Source organism: Segatella baroniae DSM 16972 = JCM 13447, from assembly GCF_000426585.1.
GTDB lineage: Bacteria > Bacteroidota > Bacteroidia > Bacteroidales > Bacteroidaceae > Prevotella > Prevotella baroniae.
The window spans coordinates 96,417-113,420 of the sequence record NZ_AUFQ01000012.1 but is presented as its reverse complement, the minus strand read 5'-3'; the positions used below and the strand labels follow the sequence as shown (position 1 = coordinate 113,420).

The 17,004-nt window shown below is 53.1% G+C and carries 13 protein-coding genes; 2 read left to right on the top strand and 11 right to left on the bottom strand.

Features of this window, described 5'->3' with window-relative positions:
• Nucleotides 1-154: 154 nt before the first annotated feature.
• From K334_RS0108860 to metA, 3 genes are read right to left on the bottom strand one after another with little or no spacing between them, the layout of a single operon-like run.
• A complete protein-coding gene (locus K334_RS0108860) occupies nucleotides 155-1,165 on the bottom strand; it encodes a TFIIB-type zinc ribbon-containing protein (protein WP_025880670.1) in 1,011 nt (336 codons plus the stop codon).
• A 16-nt stretch (nucleotides 1,166-1,181) separates the two neighbouring features.
• Nucleotides 1,182-3,026, bottom strand: a complete 1,845-nt coding sequence (locus K334_RS0108855; protein WP_025880669.1) for a peptidase U32 family protein — start codon at nucleotides 3,024-3,026, stop codon at nucleotides 1,182-1,184.
• A gap of 54 nt (nucleotides 3,027-3,080) precedes the next feature.
• A complete protein-coding gene (metA, locus tag K334_RS0108850) occupies nucleotides 3,081-3,998 on the bottom strand; it encodes a homoserine O-acetyltransferase MetA (protein WP_025880668.1) in 918 nt (305 codons plus the stop codon).
• A 335-nt stretch (nucleotides 3,999-4,333) separates the two neighbouring features.
• On the opposite strand from metA, the gene K334_RS0108845 reads away from it, so the two are divergent.
• On the top strand, nucleotides 4,334-5,581 hold the full coding sequence (locus K334_RS0108845; protein ID WP_025880667.1) for a D-alanyl-D-alanine carboxypeptidase/D-alanyl-D-alanine-endopeptidase: 1,248 nt from the start codon (nucleotides 4,334-4,336) through the stop codon (nucleotides 5,579-5,581).
• A gap of 193 nt (nucleotides 5,582-5,774) precedes the next feature.
• Here K334_RS0108845 and K334_RS0108840 read toward each other — a convergent pair whose 3' ends face one another.
• The 4 genes from K334_RS0108840 to K334_RS0108825 form a co-directional block, all read right to left on the bottom strand.
• A complete protein-coding gene (locus tag K334_RS0108840; RefSeq protein WP_025880666.1) occupies nucleotides 5,775-7,808 on the bottom strand; it encodes a M13 family metallopeptidase in 2,034 nt (677 codons plus the stop codon).
• A gap of 98 nt (nucleotides 7,809-7,906) precedes the next feature.
• Nucleotides 7,907-9,868, bottom strand: a complete 1,962-nt coding sequence (locus K334_RS0108835; protein ID WP_027444841.1) for an ABC-F family ATP-binding cassette domain-containing protein — start codon at nucleotides 9,866-9,868, stop codon at nucleotides 7,907-7,909.
• A gap of 58 nt (nucleotides 9,869-9,926) precedes the next feature.
• Nucleotides 9,927-10,238 carry a TfoX/Sxy family protein gene (locus tag K334_RS0108830; RefSeq protein ID WP_025880665.1) on the bottom strand — a complete coding sequence of 104 codons (312 nt, stop codon included), beginning with the start codon at nucleotides 10,236-10,238 and terminating at the stop codon, nucleotides 9,927-9,929.
• A 31-nt stretch (nucleotides 10,239-10,269) separates the two neighbouring features.
• The gene (locus K334_RS0108825) at nucleotides 10,270-12,393 is read right to left on the bottom strand and encodes a Tex family protein (RefSeq protein ID WP_027444840.1); all 2,124 of its coding nucleotides are present in this window, start codon (nucleotides 12,391-12,393) and stop codon (nucleotides 10,270-10,272) included.
• Nucleotides 12,394-12,525: 132 nt separating this feature from the next.
• Here K334_RS0108825 and K334_RS0108820 point away from each other — a divergent pair, with 132 nt between their 5' ends.
• A complete protein-coding gene (locus K334_RS0108820; RefSeq protein WP_025880664.1) occupies nucleotides 12,526-12,771 on the top strand; it encodes a hypothetical protein in 246 nt (81 codons plus the stop codon).
• A gap of 112 nt (nucleotides 12,772-12,883) precedes the next feature.
• Here K334_RS0108820 and rplT read toward each other — a convergent pair whose 3' ends face one another.
• The 4 genes from rplT to thrS form a co-directional block, all read right to left on the bottom strand.
• A complete protein-coding gene (gene rplT / locus K334_RS0108815) occupies nucleotides 12,884-13,228 on the bottom strand; it encodes a 50S ribosomal protein L20 (RefSeq protein WP_021590233.1) in 345 nt (114 codons plus the stop codon).
• A gap of 41 nt (nucleotides 13,229-13,269) precedes the next feature.
• Nucleotides 13,270-13,467 carry a 50S ribosomal protein L35 gene (rpmI, locus tag K334_RS0108810; protein WP_025880663.1) on the bottom strand — a complete coding sequence of 66 codons (198 nt, stop codon included), beginning with the start codon at nucleotides 13,465-13,467 and terminating at the stop codon, nucleotides 13,270-13,272.
• A gap of 93 nt (nucleotides 13,468-13,560) precedes the next feature.
• A complete protein-coding gene (gene infC, locus K334_RS0108805) occupies nucleotides 13,561-14,244 on the bottom strand; it encodes a translation initiation factor IF-3 (protein WP_021590227.1) in 684 nt (227 codons plus the stop codon).
• 612 nt (nucleotides 14,245-14,856) lie between these two features.
• Nucleotides 14,857-16,806: a threonine--tRNA ligase gene (thrS, locus tag K334_RS0108800; RefSeq protein WP_021590262.1), complete on the bottom strand. Its 1,950-nt coding sequence runs from the start codon at nucleotides 16,804-16,806 to the stop codon at nucleotides 14,857-14,859.
• Nucleotides 16,807-17,004 lie beyond the last annotated feature (198 nt).

The window sequence follows — 17,004 nt, the reverse complement described above, 5'->3', positions numbered from 1 at the left end:
GGCCGTCGCCCGAAAGCGGATGCAAAAGTAGGGACTTTAAAACGAAAAAACAAGGAAATGAGAAAGAAATGTGCGAAAAAAGCAATCTTTTTCCACTTTCTTTACAATAAGGCTTAGAAAAAGAGCTTATATTCACCTCTACACCCTCGTTTTTTTAATCATTGATGGCTCCACAATGCGGGCAGCGGCCCTTACGACGCAAGGTTGCACCGCAATTTCCACATTGATAAACCACTCGATGGTTACGGAAATACTGCCGAAGCGCAAATACGACGTAGACAACCAACAGCAAATAGCCTATATAATATAAGGTGGAAATACCGAACACGATATAATCCACAGCGCATACGGCAGCCAAACCACACAGATACATCACAGCCTCGCCCAATGACAGCTCATGCCGAACGTCATCTATAGCCGCAATCCCTATAATCAATATCGCCCAAACCGATATAAGGAATATTCCCAGAATCAAAGGCACCGAGAAGGGATTCAGCGTCGGATGGAAATAGAAATGCCGCCAGGTCTCCTGCGCAAACATCTGAATGCTGGCATAGAAGGTTGCAGAAGCGGCCACAACAATACACAACAAGGTGGGATAGAAGGAACTGATGTCTCTGAAATGCACGATATTCGCATTCTGGCGCATCAGTTTTCGAGTCACGTAAACAACACTGATGAGACTGATGATGACAAGGAATATCAGCAAATGGACATTGGAGAAAGTGTTGATAAACTGCGAGATCGGGTCGTCGGGCACCACGGCCGGCAACAACCTGCTTTCCTGAATCCATCCAAAAGTCTCCTGGTCACGGGCCAGCTGCACCCACACCGAGTCGGCATTCGCCAATGAATCGTTTTTCAGAATGCGGATGTCCGCAACAACCAGATGGTTGTGCCTGAACACCTTGACCGTATCTATCGGCAAGCCAGACAAGACTTCCTCCGGTTGCTGGCGCATAAGGCTCAGCGAATCCTTGCTGACAATGAAGTTGAAGTTGTTCGTATAGTGGTGGGTTGCCTGGAAAGTCAGTGAATCCTGCTGGTGCTCACTGTATGGCATGGCATTCCCATGACGGAAGGCCGGTTTGTGATAGCATGACGAAAACATCTCCGTCATCACCATACACATTATTATATATATGACACTTCGCACTGACTTCATATTTTATCCATCCTTTCTATTTCGTTGCGTAAATATTCATCTGACACTCATCACACTTAAATTCGAGCTGAAACCTGCGTCCGTCACCCAAAGTGAGAAACAGCGGCTCGTGCCAAACGGGCTTCCGCCCTCCTCGTTTCACGCAGAAGCCCAGCGAGTAGCGTATACAATGGCGGCATTGCATCACCAACGGATTGGCAACACTCCCATCCACTTCGTAGGCAGGCACCACTTCGCCCAAGTTCTCTTGCTCGTAGAATTTTACGGCAGACTCATTGGCTATGTTGTACAAATAAGGGAATTTCTTATATTCAGACTGCCAAGCCACCTTGACAGCCGTCCCTGCCTTGTCCGTAAGCTCATGCACAGCCTTCTTCTCCACATCAGCCTGCAACTTCTCCGTCAAATCACGCCGCAAATCGGCCAACAGACTGCTTGGAATGAAATATCGGTCAGCTTCATCTACGATTTTTACACGCTCACAGCGGTAAGGCGTATTGCCCAATTTCGTCAATTGTCTGTTTACATTCTCCGTCTGCGGCTTCTGTGCCTGCTGATGTTCAAACACGACCACAGCCTTCTTTCCGTTTGCCTCCAGCCGAAACCCGTCATCCGTCAGGCCATACGTCATCGCCAAGTCAATCTTTCGTTCAGCCGTCTTACCTGCCATCAGCTTTTCAAACGCTTCATCATTGTTGCGATACAGTCCGGTTCCAGGCTTCAGGTGTTCGGGCATACGCATGGGAAACAAGCGGTTGCCCACGGCCTTGTTCACCCTGAAACCTTCCAGTTCATGTTCCGCGTTGATGAAACACAACCCATCTCCATTGGCAAATGTCGCCGTCCCGGCCACACTGAAGCTGTTGCCACGTATTTCCTTCACCTTGCCCACATACTCCCCCATGGCCTTGGGCGTATCAAAGCTGGCTATGTCGGGCTGGCGTCCATGAAGAAAATAGGATGTAAAGCCACGATTGAACGTTTTTTGCAGATTGGGTTCAAAGTGATATTCCACCCGCCCATGTGAAGCTCTGCGATACTGTTTGGGATTCTCCTGCACAATCTTGTCCAGTCGTTGGCTATAAGCCGAAACCACATTCTTCACGTAAGCTACATCTTTCAGGCGACCCTCTATCTTAAACGAGCAGGCACCTACATCGGCCAACTCCTTCAGGTTGTCTATCTGGCTCATGTCTTTCAGACTGAGCAAATGGCGTTGCCGTTCAATTACGTGGCCGTCAGAATCGGACAAATCAAACTTCATACGGCAGAACTGGGCGCATTCTCCCCTATTGGCCGACCGATGAAAGCAATACTGCGACGCATAGCAGACACCCGAATAGCTTACGCATAACGCACCATGCACAAACGCCTCCAATTCAACATCGGGCAATGCTGCATGAATCTGCGCAATTTCTTCTGCCGACAGCTCGCGAGCCAGCACCACCCTTTGGAATCCCTGTGCATGGAGCCATTTCACTTTCTCTATACTACGACTGTCACATTGCGTGCTGGCATGTAGTTGAAAATGACAGTCGGGCATTTCCGCTACGATTTTGGACAACACGCCCATATCCTGCAAGAGCAGCGCGTCCACCCCCACTTCATCCAATTGCTTTATCAAAGCCATCGTGTCCTCCAGTTCTCCATCATAGACGATGGTGTTTACCGTCACGTGGACACGTGCGCCGAACTGGTGCGCATAGCGGCACAACTCACCAATGTCTTCCACCGAATTGCCTGCCGCTGCCCTGGCGCCAAACTTACGGGCGCCGATATATACGGCATCGGCACCATGGTCGATGGCAGCCATGCCACATTCCAGATTCTTGGCTGGAGCCAACAGTTCGAGAAGACGCATTGGAAAAGGTAAAAAAGTAAAAGGGTAAAAAAGTAAAGGGGGGGCTTTTAATCACTAACGTATCGCATTAATGTCATACGGCGTTTCCTGGTAAACATAATAGTCTATCCAGTTGCTGTAGAAGAGATTGGCCGAAGAGCGCCAAGTCACGACAGGCCCATCGGCGGGTTCATCATTGCGATAGTAATTCTGCGGCAACCCCACGTCATCCCGCTTGCCGAGGTCGCGCCGATACTCTATATCCAGCGTGTTGGGCGCGTACTCCAAGTGGCCCGTGATGAAGAACTCACGGCCGTTGCGGGCCATCACAATGCTCACGCCGCTCTCCGGCGACTCGGAAACGACCGTCAGCCCATCCACATGCTCTATGTCTTCGCGCCTCACTTCCGTATGTCGGCTGTGCGGCATGTAGAACACGTCGTCAAAGCCGCGGAATATCGGCAGCTGTTGGTTGAGCGGATACTGGCGGAAAATGCCGAACTTCTTCTTTGGCAACGGATATTTAGGCACGCCATAGAAGTGATAGAGGCCCGCCTGTGCCGCCCAGCAGATGTAGAGCGTACTCGTCACGTGGGTGCGGGCCCAATCGAAAATCGCAGTCACCTCCTTCCAATAGCCCACTTCCTCAAACGGCATGTGCTCCACGGGTGCTCCCGTGATGATCATTCCGTCGAACTTCTGCAACCTCAATTCGTCAAAGTCCTTGTAAAACATCATCATGTGCTCCACAGGCGTATTCTTCGGCGTATGGCTTTTCAGCTTCATGAAGCACACTTCCATCTGCAACGGCGTGTTCGACAGCAGGCGAATCAAGTCCGTTTCCGTCGTTATCTTCAACGGCATGAGGTTCAACACCACGATTTTCAATGGACGGATATCCTGGGTATGGGCCCTTGTATCATCCATGACGAATATGTTTTCCTTCTTCAGAAGCTCTATTGCAGGTAGTTTGTCGGGTAAACGTAATGGCATATTCTCTATTAAAATACAATGCAAAGATAGTGAATGATACCCACAAAAATAATGATTATATTCGAGATTCCAAAACGACACGGGTGATAAAACTACAGAGTGATGGAGATTCGCTATGCTTTGAGCGTGTAAAAGCATAGCGATTGGCCGCTAAAAGCAGCCCTTTGACAACGCAAAAGGACTGCGGTCAGAAGACAAAAGCACAGCCGGCAGACTGCTGACATTCGAGAAGTGCAGCGCCGACGACCGTTCACGAATGACGCTTTTTAGTTTGCCAACAAGGAACGAATCGAAAAGAATTCAGTAACTTTGCGGTCATCAAACCCAAAAGGACAATGAATTATACACGACATACAAAGAAATATCTCGTTCTCTCGATGGCCTTACCCTTGTTGATGGCCTGCGGAAACGAGAACAAAAGCAAGGAAAAAGACAACGGACAGGCCCTTCAAAATTCCATCAAAATAGACAGCGCGCTGAGAAATCGGCTGGCCGACTTCGCCAAAAAGCCACGCCCCAAGGGCAACTTCGGCTTTCATGTCTACGACCTGACGGCCGACAAACCCGTCTACGGCTATGACGAAGACAAGGCGCAGTCGTCGGCCTCGTGCATGAAGCTGCTCAGCGGCGTGGCCGGACTGCACCTCTTAGGCACGAAACACCTATATTCCACATCCATCTACACGCAGGGCCACATGGTGAAAGATACGCTCGTGGGCAGCGTGACGCTGAAGGTCGGGCTGGAACCGCAGCTCAACGGGCCCGACCTGAGGATGTTTGCCGAGGCCTTGCGACGCAAAGGTATCAAGCATGTGAAAGGCAATGTCAACCTGGACTTGCTGCTGCACGAGCCCGTGAAGAGCGAACCGCACTGGTATCCCTGGGACTTGTCGTTCTCCCGATATGGCATTTTCTACAAAGGCGCCGACCGCGTGAAGCGGGAATTCAAGGCTGTGCTGCGCAACCAGGGCATTGCCGTGAGCGACGCACAGCTCGTCATGGCGCAGTTGCCCAAGGGCTCGCACTGCATTTTCCGCTTCTACCGCTCCATCGATCGCGTGACCCGGCGCATGTGGAAGAACAGTTCCAACACGCAAGCCACATCGTTGCTCTATACCATCGGGCATAAGGTCAGCCCCAAGGGCAACTACACGGCTGCGGGAGTGGCCTATCTGAAGAAATTCATGCGTGAAGAACTCGGTCTGCGGGACACTACCCTCGTCATCCACGACGGTTGCGGACTCTGCACCTACAACCTCCTTTCGCCCCGATCGCTCACCACCGTGCTGCGCTACGGCTATCAACACAAGCCCATCTACAGGCTGTTGAGAAGCCAACTGGCCGTCGCGGGCGTGGACGGAACGATGCGGCGTGAGATGGCAGGAGCCAAGACGCGGGGCAAAATCAGGGCAAAGACCGGAACACTCTCCCACCCCTATGGCATCAGTTCGCTGGCGGGCTACTGCGAAGGGGGCAACGGCCACCTGCTGGCCTTCGCCATCATGGACACCGACATGTCGGTGCTCGACGCACGGGTGCTGCAACGCAAGCTGTGCGAGGCCATGGTGGAAAAGGAAAAGTAAAAGGGTAAAAAAGTAAAAGAGTAAAAAGCTTAGGCAAGTGTTTCTAAAGTCGCCGGGCGGTTGCATGCGCAGTATGCCGTGACCATGTTCCAACAAACCGCTTGAGTTAAATCACCGAGGTGGAAAAGACAAACGCGTACTTCCAAAAAGCAATTTGGAAATACGCGTTTGATGATTTTGCACAGCCTGGAGATTACCAGAGCTGGAGGCGTTCGTTCTCGGGAATATACATCTTGTCGCCCTTCTTCACGTTGAAAGCCTTGTACCATGCGTCGACATGAGGCAAGGCGCCATTCACACGCCACTTGCCCAGCGCGTGCGGGTCGCGCTTCACGCGGTTGCGGATTTCCTGATCGGTGATGTTCTGGCCCCAAACGCCGGCATAAGCCAGGAAGAATCGCTGCTCGGGCGTGAAGCCGTCGAGATTCTTCAGCGGCTTTTTGGCCGTGGCATTTTCAAACGCGTTGAAAGCCACCTGCAAGCCTCCGTGGTCGGCCAGGTTCTCGCCCAGCGTGAAACGGCCGTTGGAGTGGAGACCGGGCAACACTTCGATGGCGTCGAAGAAGTTGGCATAGAGGTCGGCACGCTCATTGAAACCCTTGGCGTCGTTGGCCGTCCACCAGTCCTTCATATTGCCGTCGGCGTCGTACTGGCGGCCTTGGTCGTCGAAGCCGTGGGTCATCTCATGACCAATCACCACGCCGATGGCACCATAGTTGAAAGCGTCGTCGGCCTTCGGGTCGAAGAACGGATACTGGAGAATGCCTGCCGGGAAGCAGATTTCATTGGTCGTGGGGTTGTAGTAAGCGTTGACGGTCTGCGGCGTCATCAGCCATTCGTCTCTGTCGACAGGCTTTCCGGCTCTTTCGTCGATGACCTTTTTGACGGCGAATTCACGACAAGCCAGCACATTCTCGTAGAACGACTTGGCGAGATCGATGTCGAGTTTGCTGTAATCAGTCCACTTGTTGGGATAACCAATCTTCACATAGAACTTATCCAGCTTCTTGTGCGCGGCAGCCTTGGTGGTGTCGCTCATCCAGGTCTGCGCGTCGATGCGCTGGCCGAGGCTGATTTGCAGATTGCGCACGAGCTGTTCCATCATCTTCTTGGATGAAGCGGGGAAGTAACGCTCGCAATACATCTTGCCCAACGCTTCGCCCATGACGCTCTCCACTTGGTTGGTGGCACGCTTCCACAGCGGATAATCCTCCTTGCGGCCACTCATCGTGCGGCCGAAGAAGTCGAAGTTGGCTTCACGAATCTCGTCACTCAAGTAGCTGGACGAACCACTGATGACGTCCCACTCCATCACGGCCTTCATCGTTTCAGCGTTTTCTGCACCGAGAATCTTGTCGAGTCCCGTCATGAAACTGGGTTGTCCCACCACGATTTCCTGGAGACAGTCGCTCTTCACGCCCTGCGCGTTCAGCGATTGTTCAAGGTCTATGTTGGGATAGTTGGCCTGGAACTCCTTCAGCGTCATCTTGTTGTAGTTGGCCTGCGGGTCGCGCAACTCGGTCATGCTCTTCGACACGAGCGCCAGCATGGTCTCATGTTGGAACACAGCCTGCATCTTCTGCTCGACCACAGCCTCCGAGAAGCCGTAGAGACGGAACATCTTGACAAGATATCTCTTGAAAGCTTCACGAATCTGGACGGTCGCCTCGTCGTTGTTGATGTAGTAATCTTTCTGTCCAAGCGTCAGTCCACCCTGCCCGACGTTGAGGATGTTCATCGTCACATTCTTCTCGTCGGCTGCAAATCCCGAGCCGTAGCTCTCGCCAAGGCCCATGTAAGGGTGCTTCAACTGCACCTCCTTGAGTGCGGCTTTCGTGTCGGCGGCCTCAATCTCGTCGAGCAACGGCTTCACGGGCGCATAGCCTTCCCGGTTGCGGCACTCCACGTCGAGGGCCTGCTTGTAGAAGTCGGACAACTTCTGCTCGGTCGTTCCTTTCTTGAACTTCTTCTTCTGAAGTTCGCCGAGAATCGTGTTGATACGCTTGTTGTTGTCCTCCTGCAACAGGTCGAAGCTGCCGAAGCGGCTGTAGGCGGCAGGAAGCGGATTGTTCTTTTGCCATCCTCCGGTTGCAAACTGGTAGAAATTCTCTGCAGGACTCGCAGTCTTGTCGAGGTTCTGCATCTTCAATCCCGACTTGTTTTGGGCTACGCCGCCAAGTGGCATGGCTGCCATCGCCATCATCGGAATCATCATTTTCATGTTCATTGTTGTTGAAATTATGTTGATTAAAACGTTCTATTCGTCACTGAAAAATAGAAACAGGAAAGCCACCGCTTACGAAGAACGGCGACAAAGGTTAAACATCACTGGCATTGAGCGGCTTCCAAAGCTTCGGAGAGCGTGAACCAATCTTCATTCTCCTTGTCCAAACGCCGCATAAGTCCGGTATATTCTGAAATCAAATCCATGTCGGCCGCATTCTCGGGCTTGCACAGCAAGGCGTCGATTTCGGCCTTGCGGCTTTCCAACTTGGCGATTCGGGCCTCGCAATCCTTCACGGCTTTCTCGGCTTTGCGAATCTTCTTTTGCTGTTCCTTCCGCTCGACATAGCTCTGCTTGCCGGCCGATTCCGCCGCTGTAGCTGTGGAAACGCTTGCCGGCTGCGCAGCCACCGCCTCGCTCTTAGGCCCGGACAAGGCCAGTGCCGCGTCGATATTCTCGGCCTGGTGGGCACGCAGATAGTCGTAGATACCGCCCAAATGCTCACACACCTTGCCGCCGCCGAACTCGTAAACCTTGTCTACAAGCCCGTCGAGGAACTCTCGGTCGTGGCTCACAATGATGGCCGTGCCGTCGAAAGCCTTGATGGCTTCCTTCAACACGTCCTTGGAAGGCATGTCAAGATGGTTGGTCGGCTCGTCGAGAATCAAGAGATTGACCGGCTCCATCAGCAGTTTGATCATGGCCAAGCGGCTCCGTTCGCCGCCGCTGAGCACCTTCACCTTCTTTTCAGACGTTTCGCCGCCGAACATGAAAGCCCCCAACAGGTCGTTGATTTTCAAGCGCATGTCGCCCGTCGCCACCCTGTCGATGGTGTCATGGATGGTGATTTCCTCATCCAACAGCTGGGCCTGGTTCTGCGCGAAATAACCAATCTGCACATTATGCCCTATCTTCAGGTTGCCGGCAAAGGGTATCTCACCCATGATGCACTTCACGAGCGTGGACTTTCCTTCGCCGTTCTTGCCTACGAAAGCCACCTTCTCGCCACGCTTGATGGTGAAGGTGACATGGTCGAAGACCGTGTGTGAACCGTAATCCTTGCGCACCTCGTCGCAGATGACAGGGTAATCGCCCGAACGGAGACAAGGCGGAAACTTCAGGTGCATCACTTTGTTGTCCACTTCGTCAACCTCTATGGGCACAATCTTCTCAAGTTGCTTGACGCGTTGCTGCACCTGTACGGCCTTGGAGGCCTGATAACGGAAGCGGTCGATGAAGGCCTTGATATCGGCCATCTCCTTCTGTTGGTTCTCATAGGCCCGCAACTGCTGCTCACGGCGCTCCTTTCGGAGCACCACATACTGGTCGTAGCTGACGCGATAGTCCTCCACCTGACCACAAGTCAGCTCAAGAGTACGATTCGTCACATTATTAATAAAGGCGCGGTCGTGGCTTACCAGCACGACAGCCTTGGCGCTTTGGGCCAGAAATTGTTCGAGCCATTGAATGCTCTCTATATCGAGATGGTTGGTCGGTTCGTCGAGCAACAGGACGTCGGGACGGCGCAACAAGATCTTGGCCAGTTCGATACGCATGCGCCAACCGCCCGAAAACTCACTGGTGGGGCGGTCGAAATCCGCGCGCTCGAAGCCGAGACCGGTGAGTGTACGCTCTATTTCGGCTTCATAATTCTCACCTCCCATCATCATGTAACGCTCGTGTTCCTGCGTGAATTTCTCCACCAGCTGGGCGTAAGCCTCGCTCTCATAGTCGGTGCGGACGGCCATTTCCTGCTGCATCCGCTCCAGACGGGCCTGCAACTTGGTGTTGTCGGCAAAGGCCTTGCGGGTCTCTTCCTTCACGGTCGTGTCGTCCTGCAACTTCATTACCTGCGGAAGATAGCCGATGGTCGTGTCGTTGGGCACGGCAACAGCACCCTCGGTAGGTTTCTGCAAGCCACACAATATCTTGAGCAACGTAGACTTTCCGGCACCATTCTTCCCCACCAACGCGATACGGTCGCGGTCGTTGACGACAAAACTCACATCATGGAACAATGGTTTTACCCCAAACTCTACTTTCAATCCTTCGATGGAAATCATAAAAATCAATCTATTTTCCTTACAAAAGTACGGCAAACAAGCGATATGGCCAAAAGATTCAGCGCTTTTTGGGTGCCGGCAACTCTTTGCAAGTGGCCTTCACAAGTTCTGAAAGCCTTGCGTGGTCGTCCACGTCGGCAATATAAAAGTAGTCCTTGGCACCGTCGTAAGGAGGTTGCAAGTCGACAACGGGCAACATTTTGCGACCCGCTTCCGTCGGCTTGATATACAGTTTGTCGTCACAGATTAGGCCGAATATCTTGCCGTGGCAGTAAATGCCATAGTCGCCAAACATCTTTCGGGTTGTGATGTCGCCTGCACAGGCGCATTGGTCGGCCACATATTGAACAAAATCGGGATTGCTTGCCATAAAAAACGTCTATGAATTAATAAGAAATCGTTTATGAATCAACTTGCTTCATGCTCAAGGCGATACGATTGCGATGGTGGTCTATCTCGACGACCTTCACCCGAACATGCTGATGGAGTTTCACGACTTCGTTGGGATCGCTCACAAACCGATTGGCCAGCTGCGAGATATGCACCAGTCCGTCCTGATGTACGCCGATGTCGACAAAGGCTCCGAAATTCGTGATATTGGTGACAATGCCGGGCAATTCCATACCCACCACGAGATCGTCGATGGTATGCACGCGCGCGTCGAAGGCAAATTCCTCCAACTGTTCACGTGGATCGCGGCCCGGTTTCTCCAGTTCCTTCATGATATCGGTCAATGTGGGCAGTCCCACCTCGGCTGTCACGTAACGCCGTATGTCGATGGCCTGCTGCCGTTGCTTGTCCTGCATCAGTTCCTTCACGGTGCATCCCTGCTCCTTGGCCATCTTTTCAACGATGTGATAGCTCTCGGGATGGACTGCGGAATTGTCGAGTGGATTCTTGGCGTCGGGCAACCGGAGGAAGCCGGCGCACTGCTGATAGGCCACATTGCCCAGCCGGGGCACCTTCTTCAGTTGCACCCGTGAGGCGAAAGCCCCATTCTCACGTCGATAGTCCACAATGTTCTGCGCCAGCACGGGGCCCAATCCGCTGACATAGGTCAACAGATGGCTCGAAGCCGTATTGAGATTGACCCCCACAAGATTCACGCAACTCTCCACGGTCATGTCGAGTGAGCGTTTCAACTTGGTCTGATTCACGTCGTGCTGGTATTGTCCCACCCCGATACTCTTCGGGTCTATCTTCACCAACTCGGCCAGAGGATCCATCAGCCGGCGGCCGATCGACACCGCGCCACGCACCGCCACGTCTTCATCGGGGAACTCATCGCGCGCTATTTTCGACGCGGAATAGATGGAGGCGCCGTCCTCGCTCACCACGTAAGTGGGCACATCCTTCAGCTGCCGCAGGATATCGGCCGTCTCCCGGCTGGCAGTTCCGTTGCCCACGGCGATGGCTTCAACCTGATATTGCCGCGCTATGTCTTCGAATTTACGGAGCGCGTCGCCCTTCGCCCTGTCGCCGACGGCAAACACCACCGTATGAAAAAGCAATTCACCCTGGGCGTCCAGGCACACCACCTTGCAGCCCGTGCGGATTCCGGGGTCGACGCCCATCACCCGTTTCTGCCCGAGTGGGGCAGCCAAAAGCAGTTGGCGCAGATTCTCCGCAAACACATGGATGGCTTCATCGTCGGCGGCTTCCTTGCTGCTATTGGCAAACTCGGTCTCGATGGCAGGTTTGACAAGCCGCTTGAAGGCGTCTTCGATGGCTTCACCCACCAGCTGTTGGCACCTGCCGAAGCCGTGGATATAGTGCCGTTTGATGCGGTTCGTACATTCTTCACCATCTATCTCAATCGTGATGCGCAAGAATCCTTCATTCTCTCCACGCCGCATGGCCAGCAGACGATGGCTGGTGCAACGCCGAAGCGGCTCGCTGAAATCAAAATAGTCTGAAAACTTCCGTGCGCCGTCAGCCTCACTTCTCGCCTTTACAACCTTGGAAGTGATGACGGCGCCGCGCTTGAACACGCTTCTCACCTGCTGACGGGTCTGCTCGTCCTCGCTCACAATCTCGGCGATGATGTCCTGTGCCCCCTTGATGGCGGCACCGGCGTCCCGCACGTCGCCCTTGACAAAGCGTTCCGCAGCCTTGACGGGATTCTCCTCGCGCTGCATCAGGATGATGGTGGCCAAGGGTTCCAGCCCCGCTTCTCGGGCCATCTGCGCCTTGGTACGGCGTTTCGGCTTGAACGGCAGATAGATGTCTTCCAGATCCGTGGCGTCCCAACACCGGTCGATGCGCTGCTGCAAGTCGGCCGTCATCTTGCCTTGCTCGGCGATTGTCTTGACAACCGTCTCCTTGCGCTTGGCAATTTCTTTCAGTTTGTCGTGAAGTTCGCCGACCTGTTGTATCCGCACCTCGTCCATCGAGCCTGTACGCTCCTTGCGATAGCGGGCGATGAAAGGGATGGTGCACCCTTCGTCCAACAACTGCAACACGTTGTCAACCTGCTGGACGGCCAGTTGCAACTGGCATGCAATCATGCTTGTAAAAATATTCATCCTGTCTTTTTCTAATCGAAAGCAAAGTTACGAATAATTAATCGTAATGCGTAGAAAGCCTGAAAATAAAGCAACGCTTTTGCCCAATCAAAAAGATTGTCTTATTTTTGCACCTCATTCAACACGATATATATGATGACCAAGGACAGCATAGAGGCCGCCTACTGCTTCTTCCACCAGAAATGGAACGTCTATTCGCGGTCGAACATCGACCGACAACGTGACGAAATAGAGTATGCCATCGACTCCTACACCCAACAGATGAGCCGTGAACTCTACGAGGCGATAGCGCAGGGGCAGCCGGACTACCTGCGCGCGCACGCTGCATTCCACGCCGACCTCGCGTCGGCCGTAGACCGTCTGGAGGCCATGCTTTAGCCTTTGGCCGCCATCGGCCACCGGCGCGCAAATCGCGCCACCGCCATACAGAAAAAGAGCGTGGACTACATCTCAAATGTAATCCACGCTCTTTGCGTTATGTAATTTTCATTTACTTCACCTTGTCTACGATGGCCTTGAAAGCTTCGGGATTGTTCACCGCGAGGTCTGCGAGAACCTTGCGGTTGATCTCGATACCAGCCTTGTGAAGGGCGCCCATCAAGGTAGAATAGCTCATGTTTTCGAGGCGGGCGGCAGCGTTGATACGCTGAATCCAAAGCGCACGGAATGTACGCTTCTTGTTACGACGGTCACGATAAGCGTAGGTAAGACCCTTCTCCCAAGTGTTCTTGGCTACTGTCCATACGTTCTTTCTTGCTCCATAGTAACCTTTAGTGAGCTTAAGAATTCTAGTTCTCCTTGCTTTTGACGCAACGTGATTTACTGATCTTGGCATAGTTTTCTTCTAATTTAAAAGTTCGACTAAAAAGTTAATGATTAACGGAGGCGGAGCAAGTCACGAACCTGCTTCATGTTGGAGTGGTCTACCAGTGTCTGGTGAACCAAGTTCCTCTTCTGTTTCTTTGTCTTCTTAGTCAGAATGTGACTGTGGTAAGCATGATGTCTCTTGATCTTACCCGTACCGGTGAGTCTAAATCTCTTCTTTGCACCGGAATTTGTCTTTACTTTTGGCATTTTTTTAAAATTTTAAAATTGTTATTGTCATTCGATGGCAACGCATATACCGGGCGTTACGCATCTTTTTTTCTGCATTCCTTCGGCCAAGAATCAATCCTCGGCAGCCTCTGCCAGCTTCTTCAAGGCCTCGCCACCTTTGGCGTTGGCCAAACCGTTCTTCTCCGCCATCGCCTCCTTTTCGGCATTCTGGGCTTCCTTGGCCTCAGCCTCACGGCGTTCGCGGTCAATCTTCTGTTGGCTCTTCTTCGTCACGCCGGCTTTCTTCGGCGCAAGGTAGAGAAACATCTTCTTGCCTTCGAGCTTCGGCATTTGCTCCACCTTTCCGTATTCTTCCAAATCGTTGGCGAAACGGAGCAGAAGCACTTCACCCTGCTCCTTGAAGAGAATCGAACGGCCGCGGAAGAAGACGTAGGCACGCACTTTATTGCCTTCGTTCAGGAACTCCATCGCATGCTTCAGCTTGAACTGATAGTCATGTTCGTCGGTCTGAGGCCCGAAACGGATTTCCTTCACTTCCACCTTCACCTGCTTCTGTTTCATCTCTTTCTGATGTTTCTTCTGCTGATAAAGGAACTTGGAATAGTCGATGATGCGACAAACAGGCGGCTGGGCGTTAGGAGAAATCTCTACCAAGTCTACTCCCGCTTGGCGTGCCAGCTCCAAAGCTTTGCGCGTGGGCATTACTTCGGCACCGCCATCGCTCACCACTCTCACTTCACGTACACGTATCTGTTCGTTGACACGGTACTGATTTTTCATTTTGTCATTCTTCATTCAACTATTTTAAAGCGCTTTATTTGTTAAACGGCTGCAAAGTTACTATTTTCCAACGAATTAGACAAGCAAATCGCCACTTTTTTAGGCTGCGACTCCATCCTTGTTCGCCAATGAACAGGCAGAGCACGCTACCCTCTGCCGCCGCATCCGCCCAACGGTCTACTTCAAGCCGACACCCAACCAACTTGCAAGGGTGCGCCAACTCGTTTGTAAAAGCATGGCTTTCAGCGCGCAACAAGCCTCCTTTTAGAAGCTAAAAGGGCTGCCGTCAGGAGTTGAAAGGGCTGCTTTCGCAACGCAAACGCTTGACGCCGACGGACACGTGGTTGCGGCTTGCTCTTCCGGCAATGGCGCTTCTGCCGGGACTTGGGCTTTGACAGGCCGCCGACCGTTTCGCCGTCGTGCCTGTATGGAGCCAGAAACGCCCCAAGACAAGACGGCGAACCAAACGCATCGGCCGACTATTCATGAAGGAAAACAAAAAAAGTGGACAAACGGCCGATTCCTTTTCGGAACAAACCGCTTGTCCACATATATCACTTCATCGCCCCTTCATTCCTGAAAATCAAGGCATTCGCCTCCATGGGAACGGGTGTGGGGGAAATGCTTTCAATTCACCACCTTCAGCATTTCGGCGCATTCCGCATTGATGCGCTTGCCAAATTCCTCCATGGTCATGGTGGCTTGCTCGCCGCCACCCTGCTTGCGCATGGCCACGGTGCCCTCGGCAGCTTCCTTGTCGCCCACGACGACCATGTAAGGAACGCGCTTCAATTCATTGTCGCGAATCTTGCGGCCAATTTTCTCGTTGCGGTCGTCAATCTGCGAACGCACGCCGACGCTGTCCAAGTACTTGGCCACCCGTCCGGCATAGTCGTTGTACTTCTCTGAAATGGGCAGGATGGAGACTTGGTCGGGGGTCAGCCACAAGGGGAAATGGCCTGCGGTGTGCTCGATGAGTACGGCCGTGAAGCGTTCCAACGAACCGAACGGTGCACGATGGATCATCACCGGCGTCTGCTTGGAGTTGTCTTCAGCCGTATATTCCAGCTTGAAGCGGGCCGGCAGGTTGTAGTCCACCTGGATGGTGCCCAACTGCCACTTGCGACCGATGGCGTCCCTCACCATGAAGTCGAGCTTGGGACCGTAGAAAGCGGCCTCGCCAATCTCCTCACGGGCCTTCAACCCCTTCTCCCGACAGGCCTCACGGATTGCGTTCTGGCTCTCTTCCCATATCTCGTCGGAGCCGATGTACTTCTCCTTGTCCTTGGGGTCGCGGAGCGAAATCTGTGCTTCGTAGTTCTCGAAATTGAACGTCTTGAAGACTTTCAGGATGATATCGATGACATTCTCGAACTCCGCTCTCACCTGGTCGGAACGAACGAAGATGTGGGCGTCGTCCTGTGTGAAGTTGCGCACACGGGTCAAGCCATGCAGTTCGCCGCTCTTCTCATAGCGGAAGACGGTGCCGAACTCGGCGATGCGCAGCGGCAGGTCCTTGTAGGAACGCGGTTTCCTCGCGTACACCTCACAATGGTGGGGACAGTTCATCGGCTTGAGCATGTACTCCTCGTCCTCCTCCGGCGTGCGGATGGGCTGGAACGCGTCCTTGCCATAGTGGGCGTAGTGGCCCGAGGTCACATAGAGGCTCTTGCTGCCGATACCCGGCGTGATGACCTCTTGGTAATTATAGGGACGGAGAAGGCTGCGCAGGAACTCCTGCAGGCGAAGGCGCAGGTCGGTGCCCTTCGGCAACCAGATGGGCAAGCCCTTCCCCACCCGCTCGGAGAACATGAAGAGTTCCATCTCCTTGCCTATCTTGCGGTGGTCACGCTTCTTGGCCTCTTCCAACATGACGAGATACTCGTCCAACATCTTCTTCTTGGGGAAGGTGATGCCATAGATGCGCGTCATCTGCTCGCGCTTGGCGTCGCCGCGCCAGAATGCGCCGGCCACGCTGGTTATCTTGATGGCCTTGATGGCACCGGTGGAAACGAGGTGCGGGCCACGGCAGAGGTCGGTGAAGTTGCCCTGTGTATAGGTTGAAATCGTGCCGTCTGCCAAGTCCAGGTCGATGTGTTCGCATTTATATTCCTGTCCGTCGGCCTTGAACTCCTTCAACGCGTCGGCCTTGGATACGTCATGACGCACGACAGCCTCGTTTTTCTTGGCCAACTCCTTCATCTTCTCCTCGATCTTGGAGAAGTCGTTCTCCGAAATGGTCTGGCCTTTGGGGGGCATTACGTCATAGAAGAAGCCGTTCTCCACGGCCGGGCCGAAGCCGAACTGAATACCGGGATAGAGTTCCTGAAGGGCTTCTGCCAACAAGTGGGCCGAAGTGTGCCAGAACGTGTGCTTGCCTTCATCGTCGTCAAACTTGTACAACGCGATGGTCGCATCTTCGTTGATGGGACGATTCAACTCTACCGTTTCACCATTGACACCGCAAGATACAACGTCGCGGGCGAGAGCCGGTGAAATGCTCTCGGCAATTTGCAAACCAGTAACGCCCTGTTCATACTCGCGAACAGACCCGTCTGGGAATGTGATTTTTACCATAACAACTAGTATTTTTTAATCGATGGCAAAAATAACACTATTTTTTGAAACTGAACAAGAAATGCGGTGAAACCTTCGCAATCAGCCTTCTGCATCGGCCCTTTGGGCCTTTCTCCACGCCGGCGGTCTCGTCTTTTGCTTAATTCGGTGGGCGTTGTGCCATGCGTCTTCGTGCAAACATGGCGCAAACAGACCGCA

Bases quoted from the DNA above. Each gene is read 5' to 3' on its own strand.
- K334_RS0108825 (WP_027444840.1), bottom strand. From the start codon at position 12,393: ATGAATATTTTTACAAGCATGATTGCATGCCAGTTGCAACTGGCCGTC.
- infC (WP_021590227.1), bottom strand. From the start codon at position 14,244: ATGAAGAATGACAAAATGAAAAATCAGTACCGTGTCAACGAACAGATA.
- K334_RS0108820 (WP_025880664.1), top strand. From the start codon at position 12,526: ATGATGACCAAGGACAGCATAGAGGCCGCCTACTGCTTCTTCCACCAG.
- K334_RS0108840 (WP_025880666.1), bottom strand. From the start codon at position 7,808: ATGAACATGAAAATGATGATTCCGATGATGGCGATGGCAGCCATGCCA.
- rpmI (WP_025880663.1), bottom strand. From the start codon at position 13,467: ATGCCAAAAGTAAAGACAAATTCCGGTGCAAAGAAGAGATTTAGACTC.
- K334_RS0108830 (WP_025880665.1), bottom strand. From the start codon at position 10,238: ATGGCAAGCAATCCCGATTTTGTTCAATATGTGGCCGACCAATGCGCC.
- K334_RS0108860 (WP_025880670.1), bottom strand. From the start codon at position 1,165: ATGAAGTCAGTGCGAAGTGTCATATATATAATAATGTGTATGGTGATG.
- K334_RS0108855 (WP_025880669.1), bottom strand. From the start codon at position 3,026: ATGCGTCTTCTCGAACTGTTGGCTCCAGCCAAGAATCTGGAATGTGGC.
- metA (WP_025880668.1), bottom strand. From the start codon at position 3,998: ATGCCATTACGTTTACCCGACAAACTACCTGCAATAGAGCTTCTGAAG.
- rplT (WP_021590233.1), bottom strand. From the start codon at position 13,228: ATGCCAAGATCAGTAAATCACGTTGCGTCAAAAGCAAGGAGAACTAGA.
- K334_RS0108845 (WP_025880667.1), top strand. From the start codon at position 4,334: ATGAATTATACACGACATACAAAGAAATATCTCGTTCTCTCGATGGCC.
- thrS (WP_021590262.1), bottom strand. From the start codon at position 16,806: ATGGTAAAAATCACATTCCCAGACGGGTCTGTTCGCGAGTATGAACAG.
- K334_RS0108835 (WP_027444841.1), bottom strand. From the start codon at position 9,868: ATGATTTCCATCGAAGGATTGAAAGTAGAGTTTGGGGTAAAACCATTG.